Genomic DNA, 16,199 nt, shown 5'->3' on the forward strand with positions numbered 1-16,199 from the left:
TGTGGGGTGAGGGAACGGGTCAGGACCGCCGGATGCGGTGGGCCATGGAAGCCTGGATACGGCCCGCCAGGTTGTCCGTGTCCGCCGAGGAGCGGGACGCCAGGAGAGCCGCCTGCACGCTCGTCGCGAAGCGGACGCCGAAGAACTCCGCCTCGTCCTCCTCACGGTGGGTGCCTGCGTCGGCCCTCATGGCGATGTGTAGCCGGGGCGCGGTCCGGTCCGCTGGCCCGGCGGCGCCGGGCACCTCGGTGGCCGCCAGCACCTCCAGCAGGTCCCGCAGGGCCGTGTCCGCGCTGTCCTTCGCCCGGGTGGCGACCGATCCGTGCGCGGTGAGCGAAGAGCAGTGCCCCTGGAACATGTGCCACGCCTCGTGCCCGATGATCACCAACTGGTGTCCCGGGTCGGTGTGCCGCTCATAGGCGAGGATGTCGGACTGGGTGCGGTCGATCCACACCCCGCTGGCCGTCTCGGGCGGGAACGCCACCGCGCACAGCCGCACCGGCCGTCCCCGCACCCGCTCGATCGCCCTGCCGACCGCGGGGATGAGATCCTCATCGCGGTCGGGTGTCTCCAGCGCGGCGAGTAATCGGGCACGGAGACGCCTCATGGACCGGGCTCCGGCCGTCACCGCTCGCCCTCCCTCTCGTCGAGCTCCAGCAACGCCTCCAGGGTGGCGTTGAGTACCTTCCACCGTTCCGGCGGAAGGCGCCCGGCCTTGCGCAGCGCGACGCCGCGCACGTCGCCGTACCCCGACAGCCCGGCGGCGGCCAGCGGGTCACCTGACGCTTCCGCACGGTCCGATGTCCGCTGGAGCGCGGCGACGACGGGCATCAGAACACGGTTGACAGCCTCGTCGGCGGGCGCGGTGAAGAACGCCTCTCCCCCCTCGACGCGGAAGAACCCCACCAGGCCGTGCAGGAGTTCCACGCTGGGAACCTTCTGACCGGAACAGACCTGCCGGGCCCAGTAGGCGGAGACACCCAGCTCCCGCGAAATGCTGCCGACGAGGTCGGACATGCGCTGCCCGGTACGCTCCAGATGGGCGCTCGCCAGGGCGTGGATCCGCGCCCGTACCCGCTCGTTGACCGTGTCCTCGGGCGGCGCCTCCCCGCGCAGGAGCGCCCGGACCGTCCGGAGCGGGAGGGCTGTTCTGGCGGCCAGTTCGCCGGGGTCGAGCAGTTCCGACCGATCGATGCCCCGCTCGGCCGTCAGCGTTCCGAGACGCTCGAGCGTCACGTGCAGCGGTGGGGCAGAGTCCACTGATGCGTCCCCAGGGGTGAGCAGCGACAGGATGTGCGTGCGCATGGCACCCTAGCGGGTCCCTCCCCCTACGTTCAACGAACGTTGACCGCACCTCTCGACCGTTGCCGCAGCGGCACGCCCCGGCGGAACCGGCGGGCCCTGTCCTGGTGCGGTGACTACGTCATCACCGACCCGTCACCGGGCATCCTGGCCCGTGTTCAGCCGCGCCGCCTGGCGGGTGAGGTGGTCGCGTTCGGCGAGGTTCGCGGCCCGGTGCGCCGCCTGCGCGTACAGCCGGGCCGCGGTCGCCAGGTCGCCGTCGTGTTCGTGGAGGTAGGCCGCCGCCGCGGTGTGCCGGGGCAGCGCGGGGTCCAGCCTGGCGAGTTCCGCGAGCCCGGCGCGCGGTCCGTCGGCCTGCCCGACGGCGACGGCGCGGTTGAGCCGGACGACGCCGCTGTCGGTCAGCCGCAGCAGTTCGTCGTACCACTGGACGATCTGCACCCAGTCGGTCTCGGCGGCGCGGGGCGCGTCCGCGTGCAGGGCGGCGATGGCCGCCTGTGCCTGGAACTCGCCCAACTGGTCGCGGGCCAGGGCCCGTTGCAGGACGGCGACGCCCTCGGCGATCAGCGCGGTGTCCCAGCGGGAGCGGTCCTGCTCGGCGAGCGGCACCAGGCTGCCGTCGGCGGTGGTGCGGGCGGCGCGCCGGGCGTGGTGGAGCAGCATCAGGGCGAGCAGCCCGGCCACCTCGGGGTGGTCGACGCGGGCGGCGAGCTGCCGGGTGAGCCGGATGGCCTCGGCGGCGAGGTCGACGTCGCCCGAGTAGCCCTCGTTGAAGACGAGGTAGAGCACCCGCAGCACGGTGGCGACGTCGCCGGGTCGCTCGAAGCGCACCCCGGAGACGGTCCGCTTGGCCCGGCTGATGCGCTGCGCCATGGTCGCCTCGGGCACCAGGTAGGCGTCGGCGATCTGCCGGGTGGTGAGCCCGCCGACCGCGCGCAGGGTGAGCGCGACGGCCGAGGCGGGCGTCAGCAAGGGGTGGGCGCACAGGAAGTACAGCTGGAGGGTGTCGTCGGCGGCGGGCGCGGGCCCCGGCGCGGGCTCCTCCTCCAGGCGGTCCTCGCGCCTGCGGCGGGCGGCGTCCGCGCGCCGCTGGTCGAGGAACTTGCGCCAGGCCACGGTGACCAGCCAGCCCTTGGCATCCCTCGGCGGCGCGTCCGGCCACACCCGCAGCGCCTCGACCAGGGCGTCCTGGACGGCGTCCTCGGCCGCCGCGAAGTCGGCTCCGCGGCGGACGAGGACGGTGAGCACGCCCGGGGTGAGGCTCCTGAGGAGAACCTCGTCCATGGGCGCGTTCACTCGGTGATGGTGGGGGGCGCGGCCAGGAACGGGCGCACCTCCAGCCACTCGTGGATCGGCCTGCCGCCCGCGCCGGGGGCCGCCGACAGCCGCCCGGCCAGTTCCACGGCGCGGTCGTAGCCGTCGACGTCGATGATCATCCACCCGGCGATGAGGTCCTTGGTCTCCGCGAACGGCCCGTCGGTGACCGGCGGGCGCCCCTCACCGTCGTAGCGGACCCAGGCCCCCTCCGGGGCGAGCGCCTGCCCGTCGACGAACTCGCCGGTCTTCTCCAGCTCGGCGGCGAAGTCGTGCATGTACTGCACGTGCGCCGCGATCTCCTGCGGCGTCCACTGGTCCATCGGCACGTTGTTGACCGGGTCCGGGGCGCCGCGGTAGTGCTTCAGCAGCAGGTACTTGGCCATCGTGGGCTCTCCTTGAGGGCTCGTGGCGGCCATTGTGACCGCCGCTCACCCCAAGGACGGAGCCGGATGCGCGTTCTCGACATCCCCGCCCGACAATTTTTTCCCGGACGGGACCGCCCCCCCCGGGGCCCCTAGGCGGGCTCCAGATCCCAGCCGATCCGGTAGAAGCCGTGGTTGTCCCCGGCCGGATTGTCGACGTGGAAGATCAGCATGTCCGAGTTGCCGTCCCCGCGGATGTCCCACAGGGCGACGTCAGCGCCCTGGTTCTCCCACCCGAACCAGCCGGGAACCGGCCGGACGTCGCTCCAGCCGGAGACGTCGCCGTTGGCGTTGAGGTCCCAGCCGATGCGGTAGTAGCCGTGGTTGTCCCCGCCGGGGTTGTCGACGTGGAAGACCATCAGGTCGCGCATACCGTTTCCGTTGATGTTCCCCAGCGCCACCCCGGCGCCCTGGTTCTCCCAGCCGAACCAGCCGGGGACGGCTTTGATGTCGCTCCAGCCGGAGACGTCGCCGTTGGCGTTGAGGTCCCAGCCGATGCGGTAGTAGCCGTGGTTCTCTCCGCCGGGGTTGTCGACGTGGAAGACGAGCAGATCCTGCTTTCCGTTTCCGTTGATGTCCCCGAGCGCGATACCGGCGCCCTGGTTCTCCCAGCCGAACCAGCCGGGGACGGCTTTGATGTCGCTCCAGCCGGAGACGTCGCCGTTGGCGTTGAGGTCCCAGCCGATGCGGTAGTAGCCGTGGTTCTCCCCGCCGGGATTGTCGACGTGGAAGACGAACAGGTCCTGCTTCCCGCTGCCGTTGATGTCTCCCAGCGCCACTCCGGCGCCCTGGTCCTCCCAGCCGAACCAGCCCGGCACCGCCTTGACGTCCGTCCACCCGCCAGCCACCGTGGCATCGCCCTGGATGTTCCAGCCGATGCGGTAGTAGCCGTGGTTCTCCCCGCCGGGATTGTCGACGTGGAAGACCAGCACGTCCGAGTCACCCGTACCCCGGATGTTCCCGACGGCGACTCCGGCGCCCTGGTCCTCCCAGCCGAACCAGCCGGGGACGGAAACGACATTGCTCCAATTCGGCATTCCACTCACCCGCTTCTCGCCGAAAAAACCTCTTCATACCAGGCTCCGCACGGACTCCCTCTCCCCGCAACCCGGCCGCCCCGCACGTAAAACGGCAACAAAGAAACACCCATAACCTCTTTTTTGCAGCCGCTATTAGTTTTCCTGTCAAATTTATTCCGCGCAGAGCGCCAGCGCCCGTCCCCCCGGCACCCCACCCCGAGGTGGCCTCGGGAAAAAGGGCCGCGGCCCGGTGTCGATCCGGGCCCCGCCCGATCGACGTCAGGGTGTGCGGCGCACCCCGCCGCACCAGGACGCGACGGAACCCGGAGGGGACAACACCGTGGACCAACTGCTGAAAGTGATGAACTTCTGCGTCTCCAGCGACGGCGTCGCCGCCGGTGCGGACCAGAGCCTGGAGCGGCCGTTCGGCCACGTCCGCCCCGAGCGGCTGTTCGCCTGGGCCGGGGCCACGGCGAGCTGGCCGATGCGCACGGACCCCGGCGGCAGCCGGGGCCTGGACGACTACTTCACCCGGGACTTCACCCACCACATCGGCGCCGAGATCATGGGCCGCAACAAGTTCGGCCCCCAGCGCGGCCCCTGGCAGGACCACGACTGGCGCGGCTGGTGGGGCGAGGAACCCCCCTTCCGCACACCGGTGTTCGTCATGACCCACCACCCCCGCCCCTCGTTCACGCTCGGCGAGACCACCTTCCACTTCACCGGCGGCGACCCGGCCACCGTCCTCACACAGGCCCGCGAGGCGGCCAGCGGCAAGGACGTCCGCCTCGGCGGCGGCGTCACCACCATCCGGCAGTTCCTGGACGCCGACCTCGTCGACACCCTGCACGTGGCGGTCTCCCCGGTACGGCTCGGCTCCGGACTGCGGCTGTGGCGGTCCCCGGAGGAACTCCTCGACCGGTTCCACCTGGAGACCGTCCCCAGCCCGAGCGGCGTGACCCACCACCTGTTCTGGCGCCGGTGACACGAGGCGGCCCCTCCCGGCCCCGGCCCGCCCCGCGCGGCCCCGGCCCGCCCCGCGCGGCCCGGGCCGTGGCAGCGGGGCCAGCGGGGCCGCCCCCCCCGCGTCAGCCCCCCACCGGCGGCATGTCCACCAGGGCAGGCGCCCCCGCCAGGCCGCCCGCCCGGCCCGCCGCCCCGTCCCCGCCGCCCCGTCCCCGCCGCCCGGATGGAACGGGTAGTCGGTGTACCCGGCCTCCCCTCCGCCGTAGAACGTGGCCGGGTCCGCCTCGCCGACCGGCAGGCCCTCCCGGTAGCGGCGGACCAGGTCCGGGTTGGCCAGGAACGGCACGCCGAAGGCGACCAGGTCGGCGTGCCCGCCGCGCACCGCCGCCTGGGCGCGCGGCAGGTCGTAGCCGTTGTTGGCGATGTACACCCCGTCGAACCGCGCCCGCAGCGCCCGGTAGTCGACCCGGGCGCTCTTCGTCGACATGTCGCCCTCCAGGACGTGCGCGTACGCCAGACCGCGCCCGCTCAGCCGCTTGAGGAAGTAGGCGAAGTGGCCCTGCGGGTCGGAGTCCGCCATCCCCGAACTCGCGTGGGTATCCCCGGCTTTAGCCGGGGAGGGAAACGCATCCTCGGATCGGGGGCGCGTAGCGCCGAAGTTCGCGGGTGCCCGGGACAGCCGCGGTCTTGGCCATGGCGGACAGCTGCCCGTCAGCCAGTGCGGTGGCCGTCCTTTTCGGTGAGTGGCTCGGCCCCTGGCCTGTAGGGGCGTACCTGATGGTGGACCTCGTCGCCGCTCTTGACGACAAGCGGTCAGGTACGGGGACGACCGGCGCTCCCACTCGACTTGCGTGATCGTGTCTGCCCGCACGGTCCGGCTGTTGTAGACAATGCGCTGTGCCCGCACCCATACGTCCCGCATCCCCATGAGCCGTGCCCTCTCCTGCTCCCGCCGAGGCTGCGTCGACGCATCGGTTCTGCTGCTCCCAGATCGCTGGGTGAGGTGACGTCGGGGAAGACCAGCCGCCCGGGACGGGCGGCGTGCTCGGAGCTGAGCCAGCTGGGCCGTGTCCAGGGAGCCGTTGGGGGCCGCGTGCCCCGGTGCCTCGGCAGGCCAGCAGCACGGGATATAAGGCAGAGCTGCCCGCCCGCTGCACGATCAGCCCTGTGGGAGAGCCACAACCAATCCAGCATCGGGCCCCGAACTGCCGTGGTGCTCATGGCGGTCGGTGAGCAGCGATGCCGGGGAATCGGGGTGCCCTTGGCCGTCTCCTGTCCGGGACACACCGGGAGCAGGGGCTCGCACCTGCTCGGACAGTGGTGCGCTTGTCCGGGACAGGAGGCAGCCGTTGCGCTGCGCTTGGGGGACAGAGAACCTGTGGAGCCGCCCTGCGCGGCTCAGCCCAGCCCTGCTCGCACACTCTCAGCGGAACTGATCCGAACTGCCACGGGCGTCACAGGGAGGTGTCGCCACCGTGGAACATGCCGAGCAGGGCCTCATCACTTCCGCGACGCATTCGTCGAAGGGGTCCCATGAGAAGAATGAGATTGCTGTCAGTGCTGCTCGGCACGGCGATGGCGCTGGTGGGCACCATCGTCCCGTTGTCCAGCGCCACCGCTGCGGCACCGCCGCGCACGGCCGCCGCCTGCATCGGTGACGACGGCGGCACGCAAAAAGTCCAGGTTCTCTATGTCCGCTCCCCTGCGGGCGCCGACCGTTACGCCGAGATGGCGGACGAGTTCGCGGGGATGGCCACCGAAATAGGCAACGCCGTCAACAGGTCGGCGCTGAAAACAGGCGGGGAACTGTACGTCCGCTACGTGCGGAACAGTGACTGCACGGTCAACATCGGCAACGTGGTCGTTTCCTCCACGACCAACATCATGGAGTACGACTCCGTGGTGCAGAACTTGAGGACGCAGGGATACGACAGGACTGATCGCAAGTACCTGATCTTCGTGCAGACCGCCCGCTGCGGCGACGCCGCACACGGAACGTTCGAGTCTGGCCCCTCGTACGCCATGGTCGGCACGAACTGCTGGACCTGGCCCGCGGCCGGACACGAACTGCTCCACACACTGGGTGCCGTGAACCGGAGCGCTCCGCACGGCACGCCCGGGGGCCACTGCTGGGACGACGAGGACATCATGTGCTACGACGACGACCAGAACACTGCCACCTATCCGCTGAAGACGCTGTGCCCCAAGGCAGCCGAGAACGACATCGACTGCAACAGCGACGACTACTTCAGCGCCAATCCCCCTGCTGGTACCTGGCTGGCGAACAACCCGAGATCAAACGCCGCCAAGAGCCCCTTCCTGACCAGTGTCACGAAGTACCACGTGCTCTACACCGGGGAGAAGGCCGTCACCACCGCGCGGGCTGGAGCGACCGGGTACGTGACCAAGTACCAGTCTGAGCTGGGCTGGACCGCGAAGGCGAAGGTCGTGACCAGCTCTAGCAGCCCGTTCTACTCGTCCGTGCTGGCGGTGCGCACCAGCGCTGGTACCCGATACGTGCCACCGGCCGGGGTGCCCCGGGGGTCGGCCGCCCACGTTACGATCGATATGGACAACGTGCTCGACGTCAAGCTCTGTGAGGGCAACGCCGACGCGAAGAGCGGGTGTACTGCCACGTGGTGGTGACCGCACGCGTGGCCCGGCGGGCGCGGTCGGCCTTGATGACGATGCCGTCGATCCCGAACGCGGCCGTCCGCGCCATCAGTTCGCTGTGCGCGAGGTCCTCCAGCCGCGCGGCGAGCTGGCCTTGGGTGCCGGGCAGGGGCAGCAGGCCGTAGCCGAAGAACGTCATCGGCACCGTGTAGGCGCGGTCCCTGGCGCGCAGGGTGCCCGCCAGGGACCGCGCGGGTTGGCGAACGGCTGCCCGCCGTGCGCGGTGCGCGCCTGGCTGGCGTACGCGAACTGCGCGGTGGTCATGAGGACTTCGCCGCGCACCTCCACGGTGACCGGCTCAGCGAGTGTCTCCGGCAGCCCCTCGATGGTGCCGATCGTGTGCGAGACGCCCTCCCCGGCCGCCCCGTCCCCGCGCGTGACCAGCTGTCTGAGGCGGCCGTCGGTGTAACGGGCGGCGAGCGCGGTGGCGGCCAGCACGAGGGCGGCGGCATCCCTGATCACAGCGGCAGGAGTGGTCATGCCGTCATCCTGCCTGCCACCACTGACATTGATACTCGTACGCGGGTTCCGGCGGTCGTGGCTCTGCCACTGACTGGCGCCCTGCTGGGCTGTCTTCGCGTTGTTCTGCCCGGCCGCCGGAGCCTGGTTCTCATGGCTCCGGCCGGGCGGACCATGACCTGATAGGAGCTTGGCCAGAAGCCCCTTCAATGTCCTGTCTGAGCCACCCGGCCGAGGCCACCTCCGGCTAGGAAGGCGTTCACCAGCATGGCAGCACAGGCCCCGCAAGACACCACTGGCACCGACCAGAAGGTGTTCGGAGGCGTCGACTCCCACACCGACACCCTCCATGTGGCTGTCATCAGCGACAACGGCGGCCAACTCGCCGACGCCGAGTTCACCACCACGCCCGCCGGATACGCCGCCGCCCTGGCCTTCCTCGACGCCCACGGCAGCGTGAGGGCGATCGGGGTGGAGGGCACCTCCTCCTACGGGGCCGGCTTCACTCGCGCTGCCCGCTTGCGCGGGCACCAGGTCATCGAGGTCAACCGCCCCGACAAGGCCGAACGCCGCCGGATCGGCAAGTCCGACCCCATCGACGCCTACGCCGCAGCCCGCGCCGCTCTGTCCGGACGGGCCTCCAGCGTGCCGAAGGACGACACCGTCACCGGCATACGCGCCCTGCACAACGCCGCCCGCTCCGCGGTGAAAGCACGCACCGCCGCGCTCAACCAGATCGGCAGCATCCTTGTCTCGGCCCCCGAGGCCATCCGCGCCAAGTACGGCCCGCTGAAATCAACGGACCGTGCCGATGCCCTGGCCCGGCTGCGGCCGGCTGGAGACGCCCTCCACGCCGCGGTCCTGACCGCGCTGAAAACTCTTGCCCGACGCGTCAAGGAGCTGACCGCCGAGCATGAAGCCCTGACCAAGGCCCTGGACACCGCGGTCACCGCCGGCAACCCCGGCCTGCGAGCCGCCCACGGAATCGGCCCCGACACCGCCGCCCAACTGCTGATCACGGCAGGAGGCAACCCCGAACGCATGCGGACCGAGGCTTCCTTCGCAGCCCTCTGCGAAGCCGCGCCGGTCCCCGCCTCCAGCGGTAGAACCAACCGTCACCGCCTCTCCCGGGGCGGTGACCGGGCCGCCAACGCCGCCCTCTACCGCATCGCCCTGGTCCGCATGGGCAGCGATCCCCGCACCCGCGAGTACACCGCACGCCAGACGGCCGCCGGACGCACCAAGAAGGAGATCATCCGGCTGCTGAAACGAGCCATCGCCCGTGAGGTCTTCCGCTGCCTGACCACCACGGTCCACGTTCCCGAGATCGCCGACCTGCGTCCCCTGCGACTGTCCAAGAACATCACCCTCACGGCCGCCGCACGGCACCTCGGCGTCTGGCCCACCAGAATCTCCGACATCGAACGCGGAACCCGCCGACTCGACGACCTCGCCCATGCCTACCGCGACTGGCTCCAAACCGCTTGACCAGCAATAGGAGCATCAACGCCCCCGCACAGCGGAACACCCCCCGCCCCGGCACGGCCGGGGAGGGCAACCGCGGCTTCAGCCGGTCAGGTCAGTCCCCCTCCTCCTCGTCAGGCAGACGGGCGGCCAGCGCCCGCAGCCCCGCCAGCACCTCATCCGCGCTGGGCGCCGACTCCGGATCGGTGAGGTGCTGCATCATCAGCCCGCTGACCAGGGCGAGTTGCACCGAGCCAAGCGTGCGGACCGTCTCCTCGGACAGCTCGGCCTCCGCCGCCCCGGTGACCTCGCGCGCCATGCCGCTGCGCCCCTGCCGCATCCCGGCGGCCATCTGCGCACGCAGCTCAGGATCACGCTGGGCGCGCAGGACCGTCTCCAGATTGGCGACCCAGAAGGTCTGGTTGGCCGAGAACGCCTCGATCAGCCGCCGCCACAGCGCACCGAGATCACCGCCGCCCGCCGACGGCCCGAACGCCCCGCCCCCCGAGTCGAGCGCCTCGAAGAGCGCCTGGTTCAGCAGCGCCTCCTTCGAACCGAAGTGATAGCCGATCGCCGCCATGCTCACCCCCGCCGCGGAGGCGAGATCGCGGACCGTCGTGCGCTCATAGCCCTTGGCGAACAGGCACTGACGCGCCGCCTCCAGCAGCTTCTCCCGGTTTCCCATGCCCATGCCCGGACCCTAGCAACAGCCTGCGCACCCGCGCGAGACAAACGCCTCAGGCATTCGTCTCAGACGAACGCCTTGCGCATCTGCCCAAATCCTGGCTACGGTTCCGGACACCACCGAAGACCCCACCCACCCGGGAGCCCGGATGCCCTCCAAGAAGCCGAAGCCGAACACCAAGAGGCCGCACGCCCTCGCCCTGGCCGCCGCCTTAGCGGCCCTCACCACCCCGCTGATCGCGGCGGCCCCCGCCGCCGGAACCCCCAGCTCCCAACAGGCCAGCACCGCAGGGGTGATGACAGCCGAAGGCCCCGTCCAGGGCACGGCCACCGCCGCGGTACGCACCTTCCAGGGCATCCCCTACGCCGCCCCGCCGACCGGCGAACGCAGGTGGCGGGAACCCCAGCCGGTCCACCCCTGGACCACGCCGCTTGACGCCCGCACCCCCCGCAGCGCCTGCGCACAGCCGACCGACCAGCCCATCTCCATCCCCGGCGGCGGCAGCGAGGACTGCCTCTACCTCAACGTCACCACCCCCGCCGAACAGGCCACCACGCCCGCGGGCCAGCCGTTGCCGGTCATCGTCTGGATCCACGGCGGCAGCTTCACCTACGGCGACGGCGCCACCTACCGCGCGGCGAGGCTGGCCAGCGCACGGCAGGGCGCGATGGTCGTGACGGTCAACTACCGGCTCGGCGCGTTCGGTTTCCTCACCGCCCCCGGCCTGCGCGCCCCGGCCAACCTCGGCCTGCGGGACCAGCAGGCCGCGTTGCGCTGGGTCCAGCGCAACGCCCGCGCCTTCGGCGGCGACCCCCGCAACGTCACGGTCATGGGCCAGTCGGGCGGCGGCTACAGCGTCTGCGCCCACCTGGTCTCGCCCTCATCCCGCGGCCTGTTCAGCAAGGCCATCGTGCACAGCGCGGGCTGCGTGGGCGGGGACGGCTCCTTCACTCCCGCCCAGGCGCAGGCGAGTGGCCGCGCCGTCGCCCAGGCCGCGGGCTGCGCCGACCCGCGCACCGCCGACGCCTGCCTGCGCCGCAGGTCCACCGCCGACCTGATCGAGGCGTCGGCCACCGGACACGACGGCTACCGCCCGGTGGTGGACGGCGAGATCCTGCCCGAGGCCCCCTCCCGGGCGATCGCCGCCGGACGCTTCACCCGCGTACCGGTCCTGCACGGCTCCACCCACGACGAGATGAGCGGCCTGGCCGGACTCGACGAGACCATGACCGGCATCCCGCTGACGGCCGACGGATACACCCAGAAGGTCATCGACGAGTTCGGCGAGCACGCCCCCGCCGTCCTGGCCGAGTACCCCGTGACCGACTACCCGGCCCCCGGTGCGGCCCTGTCCGCCGTCCTGACCGACTCCGCGTGGTCGACCCCGGCCCTGGACACCCAGCGCGCCCTGGCCCGCCACACCCCCACCTACGCCTACGACTTCGCCGAGAGTGATGCCCCCTACTTCCGCGGCATCCCCCGGCCGACGAGCTTCTGTCCGGGCACCGGCCACATGACCGACCTGCCCTACCTGTTCGACAACGACCTCTTCGAGCCCCTCACCCCCACCCAGGCCGCCCTGTCGGACACGGTGACCGCCTACTGGACCCACTTCGCCCGCACCGGCCAGACCAGCGCCCCCGCCACACCCCCCTGGCCCCGCTTCACCCCCCACCACCCCTACGTCCAGCGCCTGTCCTCCGCCCACACCGGCCCGACCGACTTCGCCGCCGACCACCACTACACCTTCTGGAAGACCCTCACCCCCGCGGAGTGACCCGCCGGGCTGAGACGAGGACCACGCAAGCTGAGACGAAGGCCACCCGGCGCGCGCCCCATCCCGCCCCCGGCCCGGTGCTACAGTGACAAACGATCGATCTCGATCGCAGGATTGTTACTCTCCGAGGACGTCACCGTCGTCGCCCCGCGCGACGCCACGGCGGCGGACCGCCTGAGGAGAGGCAAGGCCTGGGAAGCGCCGCGTGCGCGACCCGGGCCTTTTTTGTTGCCTGAATCCGGGCGGGAGAGATCGCGGACCTACGCAGGACGGCAGGAACCAAAGATGCAGGGACGCATCAACACCACCCCCGTACCGGGGCTCGACGCGCTGGCGGAGGACATCCTCCGCGGCGTCGGCGGACCGGAGAACATCGAGAGCCTCACGCACTGCGCGACGCGGCTGCGTTTCCAGCTCCATGACGGCAGCAAGGTCGACCAGGCCGCCCTCGACGCCCTCGACGGCGTCATGGGCACGGTGCCCCAGTCCGGGGACCGCTTCCAGATCGTGATCGGCGGCGCCGTAGCGAACGTCCACTCAAAGATCATCAACCTGCCGTCGATGAGCCGCTCCGGCGCGGCCCGCCCGCAGTCCGACGCGGACGTCAAGGCCGCGGTCCGCGCCAAGGGCCGGGGCCGCTTCGCCTGGCTCGACAACTTCTTCGAGTACCTCTCCGACTCCTTCCGCCCCCTGCTGGGCGTCCTCCTCGGCGCCTCGCTGATTATCGCGATCGCCTCCGTCCTCGACGCCCTCGGCGTCGTCGACTTCCGCGCCGAGGACAAGTCCGCCACCTGGGTCTTCGTCGACGCGATGTGGCGCTCGGTGCTGTACTTCCTGCCGATCATGGTCGCCTACAACGCGGCCAAGAAGCTGAAGATCGACCCCTGGGTCGGCGCCACGGTGATGGCCGCGGTGATGACCCCCAACTTCACCGGGATGCTCAACGCGGGCTCCAAGATCCCCGGCGTCACCACCACCACCAACGACACGCTCGGCACCACGGAGTCCGTGGCCCACGTCTTCGGACTGCCGATGCAACTGAACGACTACGGCGGCCAGGTGTTCGTACCGCTGCTGATGGTCGCCCTGCTCGCCCTGGTCTACAAGGCCCTGCAGCGCGTGTTCCCCGAGAACATCCAGTTGGTCTTCGTACCGTTCTTCAGCATGTTGATCATGATCCCGGTGACCGCCTTCCTCATCGGCCCCCTGGGCATCTGGGCGGGCAACGGCATCGGCGAGGGCCTGTCCTGGCTGAACAACAACGCCCCGATCGTCTTCGCCATCGTCATCCCGCTGCTCTACCCGTTCCTGGTGCCGCTGGGCCTGCACTGGCCCCTGAACGCGCTCATGCTCCAGAACATCAACACCATCGGCTACGACTTCATCCAGGGCCCGATGGGCGCCTGGAACTTCGCCTGCTTCGGCGCCACCGCGGGCGTCCTGCTGCTGTCCATCCGCCACCGTGAACCCCTCATGCGCCAGACCGCCACCGGCGCCCTGGCCGCGGGCCTGCTCGGCGGCATCTCCGAGCCCTCGCTGTACGGCATCCACCTGCGCTTCAAGCGGATCTACCCCCGGATGCTGGTGGGCTGCCTGGTCGGCGGCGTGATCGTCGGCGTCCTGGGCGGCGTGGACACCGAGGCCTTCGCCTTCACCTCCGTGCTGACCATCCCGGTGTTCTCCCCGGTGGGCGTCTACCTCATCGCGATCACGGCGGCCTTCGTCACCGCGATGGCGCTCGTCTACTTCTCCGACTACCGCACCCCCGAAGAGCGCGCCCAGGCCAACGCCGAACGCGACGCCGCCGAGGCCGCGGCCCACGCCGAGGCCACCGCCCCCGCGTCTCCCGCGGAGACCGAGGCGGCCGACGACCGCGAACTGGTCACCGTAGGCGCCGCGGCAGCAGGAGCCGCGGGCGCCACCGCCACTGGTTCCACCGCCACTGGTTCCACCACCCCCGCCCCCGCAGCCGCAGCAAGCACCCCCCTCTCCGCCCCGGTCGCAGGCCGCGTGGTCGGCCTCGACGACGTCGAGGACCCGGTCTTCTCCTCCCGCGCGCTCGGCGAGGGCGTCGGCATCGAACCGGCCGACGGCCGCGTCGTCGCCCCCGTCGACGGCGAACTGATCACCGTCGCGGACACCGGCCACGCCTTCGGCATCCGCACCGCGGACGGCGTCGAGGTACTCATCCACATCGGCATCGACACGGTCCAGATGCAGGGCGACGGCTTCGACGTCCACGTCACCCCCGGCCAGCAGATCGCCACCGGCGACCCGCTGGCAGACGTCGACCTCGACAAGGTGCGCGCGGCGAACCACCCGACCGTCACCCTGATGACGGTCCTGAACACCGCCGACCTCACCGCGGTCGAACCGCACACCGGCCAGGACGTGGGCGCTGGCGCCCGCGTGGTGACCGTACGACGGTGACACGAGCGCTGCCGGTCCGGCGCGTGACCGCCCCTTAGCATGGGGGACGCGCCGGACCGGCAGACGCAGGACGGGGCACGGACAGAAGGGGGGACGGCGGTGAAGGTGCTGCGTGTCCTCAACAACAATGTGGTCCTCGCGCGTGACGAGAAGGGCCAGGAGGTCATCCTCACCGGACGCGGCATCGGCTTCAGCTCCGGCCAGGGCAAGCGCGTCGACCCCGAACTGATCAAGAAGGTCTTCGTCCCGGCCGACGGCCGCGACCCCGACCACCTCGCCGAGGCCCTCGCCCTCATCAGCGAGGAGACCCTCCAGACGGTCATCACCGCACTCCACGAGGCGGGCATCGAGGACCGCGGGTCCACCCGCCCCACCCTCGCCGTCGCCGTCGCCGACCACATCTCCGGCGCACTGGAACGCGCCGCCCGCGGCATCGTCATCGACTACCCGCTGCGCGCCGAGGTCCAGACCCTCTACGCCACCGAGTACGCCCAGGCCCAGCGCCTGCTGCGCGCCATCAACGAACGCGTCACCCCCGCCCTCGACCCCTCCGAGGCCACCGCCCTCGCCCTGCACCTGGTCAACGCGGGCTTCGTCTCCGGCGACCTGTCCTTCACCTACACGATGACCGGCGTCATCCAGCAGATGCTCGCCGTGGTACGCGAGCGCTACGGCCTGGACGTCTCCGACGCCTCCATGAGCGCGGCACGCTTCATCACCCACGTGCGCTACCTCTTCGTACGCATCCAGCAGCACCGCCAGCTCAAGGGCCAGGAATCCACCATCGGCAAGGGCATCCGCCAGCACTACCCGGACGCCACCCGCACCGCCCAGCAACTGGCGACCATCGTCGAACTACGCCTGGGCCAGCAACTGAGCGACGACGAGATCTCCTACCTGGCCCTCCACGTGGCCCGCATGACGATGGACGCCCACGGCACCGCCACGTAGCAGGGCCACGGCGGCGGTGCTTTTCGCGGGGGCCTGCGCCGACCCCTCCCGGTCAGAGGACGCGATCAGTCGATGTCCGGGTCACGGGCTTCCTCAAGGATGCGGGCCGCGAGGTCGTCGGCCCACTCCACGGCCCAGACGCGGAGCGCGGTGATGGTGGCGTCATCGAGCCCGTAGGCGGTGAACGCCTCGTCGTCGGTCCACTCCGCGCCCGTGAGGCTCGCCTGGAGGTCCTCGGGTTCGAAGCGGCCACGGGCGTGGCGGCGGCCGAACTCCTCAAGCTCGGCGTTGGACCAGCGTCGGGAGGCCGCGAACACGTCGATCAGGTCGCGGGGCGCGCCGCGGTCGGCGAGGGCGCGGACCTTGGTGCCGATCACGTCCTCCTCCGCGAGGACGGGCCCATAGGGACTCCGGACGACCGGCCGCCAGAAGTTCTCCTTGAGGATGTCGACCTCGCATTCCTGCCCGGTGGCCGGGTCGGTCACGGTGAAGCGGGCGGACAACGGGGCGGTCTCCAGCGCCCGCACCTGCCAGCCCCGGGCTTCAAGGCCGCCGCGGAGCGTGGCGGCGATGTCGGCCATGGGCGCCGGGTTCTCGGTGGCGACGTCGAGGTCCTGGCTGGGGCGGCTGACCAGGCGGTGCGCCCGCACGGCATACCCGCCGGTGAGGACCAGGGGATAGGGGGAGCCGAGGGCGATCACATCCGCAAGGAGCCGCGTGTGCAGCTCCGGCAT

13 protein-coding genes and 1 pseudogene are annotated in these 16,199 nt (G+C 71.0%); 6 read left to right on the forward strand and 8 right to left on the reverse strand.

Features of this window, described 5'->3' with window-relative positions; translation table 11 throughout:
- Positions 1 to 19 precede the first annotated feature (19 nt).
- From ACFQZ6_RS34550 to ACFQZ6_RS34570, 5 genes are all read right to left on the reverse strand, one after another.
- Positions 20 to 607 (reverse strand): toxin-antitoxin system, toxin component, encoded by a 588-nt coding sequence (locus ACFQZ6_RS34550; RefSeq protein WP_381617563.1) that lies wholly within the window; start codon positions 605 to 607, stop codon positions 20 to 22.
- A 17-nt stretch (positions 608 to 624) separates the two neighbouring features.
- A complete protein-coding gene (locus tag ACFQZ6_RS34555; protein ID WP_381617566.1) occupies positions 625 to 1,236 on the reverse strand; it encodes a hypothetical protein in 612 nt (203 codons plus the stop codon).
- Between the two features lie 201 nt (positions 1,237 to 1,437).
- On the reverse strand, positions 1,438 to 2,586 hold the full coding sequence (locus ACFQZ6_RS34560; protein ID WP_381618891.1) for an RNA polymerase sigma factor: 1,149 nt from the start codon (positions 2,584 to 2,586) through the stop codon (positions 1,438 to 1,440).
- A gap of 8 nt (positions 2,587 to 2,594) precedes the next feature.
- Positions 2,595 to 3,002, reverse strand: a complete 408-nt coding sequence (locus ACFQZ6_RS34565) for a YciI family protein (RefSeq protein ID WP_381617569.1) — start codon at positions 3,000 to 3,002, stop codon at positions 2,595 to 2,597.
- 131 nt (positions 3,003 to 3,133) lie between these two features.
- Positions 3,134 to 4,078: a hypothetical protein gene (locus ACFQZ6_RS34570; protein WP_381617572.1), complete on the reverse strand. Its 945-nt coding sequence runs from the start codon at positions 4,076 to 4,078 to the stop codon at positions 3,134 to 3,136.
- A 322-nt stretch (positions 4,079 to 4,400) separates the two neighbouring features.
- On the opposite strand from ACFQZ6_RS34570, the gene ACFQZ6_RS34575 reads away from it, so the two are divergent.
- Both ACFQZ6_RS34575 and ACFQZ6_RS34580 read left to right on the forward strand, forming a co-directional pair.
- Entirely contained in the window at positions 4,401 to 5,045 is a 645-nt protein-coding gene (locus tag ACFQZ6_RS34575; RefSeq protein WP_381617575.1) for a dihydrofolate reductase family protein, read from the forward strand.
- Positions 5,046 to 6,583: 1,538 nt separating this feature from the next.
- Positions 6,584 to 7,672 (forward strand): hypothetical protein, encoded by a 1,089-nt coding sequence (locus ACFQZ6_RS34580; protein ID WP_381617578.1) that lies wholly within the window; start codon positions 6,584 to 6,586, stop codon positions 7,670 to 7,672.
- Between the two features lie 46 nt (positions 7,673 to 7,718).
- On the opposite strand, the pseudogene ACFQZ6_RS34585 reads toward ACFQZ6_RS34580, so the two are convergent.
- Positions 7,719 to 8,134: pseudogene (locus ACFQZ6_RS34585) on the reverse strand (NAD-dependent DNA ligase LigA); the annotation flags it as partial.
- A gap of 291 nt (positions 8,135 to 8,425) precedes the next feature.
- Between ACFQZ6_RS34585 and ACFQZ6_RS34590 the strand changes: the two are divergent.
- A complete protein-coding gene (locus ACFQZ6_RS34590; protein WP_381617581.1) occupies positions 8,426 to 9,646 on the forward strand; it encodes an IS110 family transposase in 1,221 nt (406 codons plus the stop codon).
- A gap of 91 nt (positions 9,647 to 9,737) precedes the next feature.
- On the opposite strand, the gene ACFQZ6_RS34595 is transcribed toward ACFQZ6_RS34590, so the two are convergent.
- Positions 9,738 to 10,313 (reverse strand): TetR/AcrR family transcriptional regulator, encoded by a 576-nt coding sequence (locus tag ACFQZ6_RS34595; protein WP_381617584.1) that lies wholly within the window; start codon positions 10,311 to 10,313, stop codon positions 9,738 to 9,740.
- A 142-nt stretch (positions 10,314 to 10,455) separates the two neighbouring features.
- On the opposite strand from ACFQZ6_RS34595, the gene ACFQZ6_RS34600 reads away from it, so the two are divergent.
- The 3 genes from ACFQZ6_RS34600 (at position 10,456) to ACFQZ6_RS34610 (ending at position 15,465) form a co-directional block, all read left to right on the forward strand.
- The gene (locus ACFQZ6_RS34600) at positions 10,456 to 12,084 is read left to right on the forward strand and encodes a carboxylesterase/lipase family protein (RefSeq protein ID WP_381617587.1); all 1,629 of its coding nucleotides are present in this window, start codon (positions 10,456 to 10,458) and stop codon (positions 12,082 to 12,084) included.
- A gap of 285 nt (positions 12,085 to 12,369) precedes the next feature.
- Positions 12,370 to 14,514, forward strand: coding sequence for a glucose PTS transporter subunit IIA (locus ACFQZ6_RS34605; protein WP_381617590.1), 2,145 nt, complete (start codon positions 12,370 to 12,372; stop codon positions 14,512 to 14,514).
- Positions 14,515 to 14,613: 99 nt separating this feature from the next.
- Complete coding sequence (locus tag ACFQZ6_RS34610; RefSeq protein WP_381617593.1) at positions 14,614 to 15,465, forward strand: PRD domain-containing protein; 852 nt, start codon at positions 14,614 to 14,616, stop codon at positions 15,463 to 15,465.
- 65 nt (positions 15,466 to 15,530) lie between these two features.
- On the opposite strand, the gene ACFQZ6_RS34615 is transcribed toward ACFQZ6_RS34610, so the two are convergent.
- A complete protein-coding gene (locus ACFQZ6_RS34615) occupies positions 15,531 to 16,199 on the reverse strand; it encodes a nucleotidyl transferase AbiEii/AbiGii toxin family protein (RefSeq protein ID WP_381617596.1) in 669 nt (222 codons plus the stop codon).

The sequence above is a fragment of the Streptomyces flavalbus genome (genome assembly GCF_042674625.1).
GTDB lineage: Bacteria > Actinomycetota > Actinomycetes > Streptomycetales > Streptomycetaceae > Streptomyces > Streptomyces flavalbus.

Excerpts from the sequence above, each read along its gene's own strand:
- ACFQZ6_RS34550 (WP_381617563.1), bottom strand. The coding sequence starts at position 607 with ATGAGGCGTCTCCGTGCCCGATTACTCGCCGCGCTGGAGACACCCGAC.
- ACFQZ6_RS34560 (WP_381618891.1), bottom strand. The coding sequence starts at position 2,586 with ATGGACGAGGTTCTCCTCAGGAGCCTCACCCCGGGCGTGCTCACCGTC.
- ACFQZ6_RS34565 (WP_381617569.1), bottom strand. The coding sequence starts at position 3,002 with ATGGCCAAGTACCTGCTGCTGAAGCACTACCGCGGCGCCCCGGACCCG.
- ACFQZ6_RS34570 (WP_381617572.1), bottom strand. The coding sequence starts at position 4,078 with ATGCCGAATTGGAGCAATGTCGTTTCCGTCCCCGGCTGGTTCGGCTGG.
- ACFQZ6_RS34590 (WP_381617581.1), top strand. The coding sequence starts at position 8,426 with ATGGCAGCACAGGCCCCGCAAGACACCACTGGCACCGACCAGAAGGTG.
- ACFQZ6_RS34595 (WP_381617584.1), bottom strand. The coding sequence starts at position 10,313 with ATGGGCATGGGAAACCGGGAGAAGCTGCTGGAGGCGGCGCGTCAGTGC.
- ACFQZ6_RS34600 (WP_381617587.1), top strand. The coding sequence starts at position 10,456 with ATGCCCTCCAAGAAGCCGAAGCCGAACACCAAGAGGCCGCACGCCCTC.
- ACFQZ6_RS34605 (WP_381617590.1), top strand. The coding sequence starts at position 12,370 with ATGCAGGGACGCATCAACACCACCCCCGTACCGGGGCTCGACGCGCTG.
- ACFQZ6_RS34615 (WP_381617596.1), bottom strand. The coding sequence starts at position 16,199 with ATGCCGGAGCTGCACACGCGGCTCCTTGCGGATGTGATCGCCCTCGGC.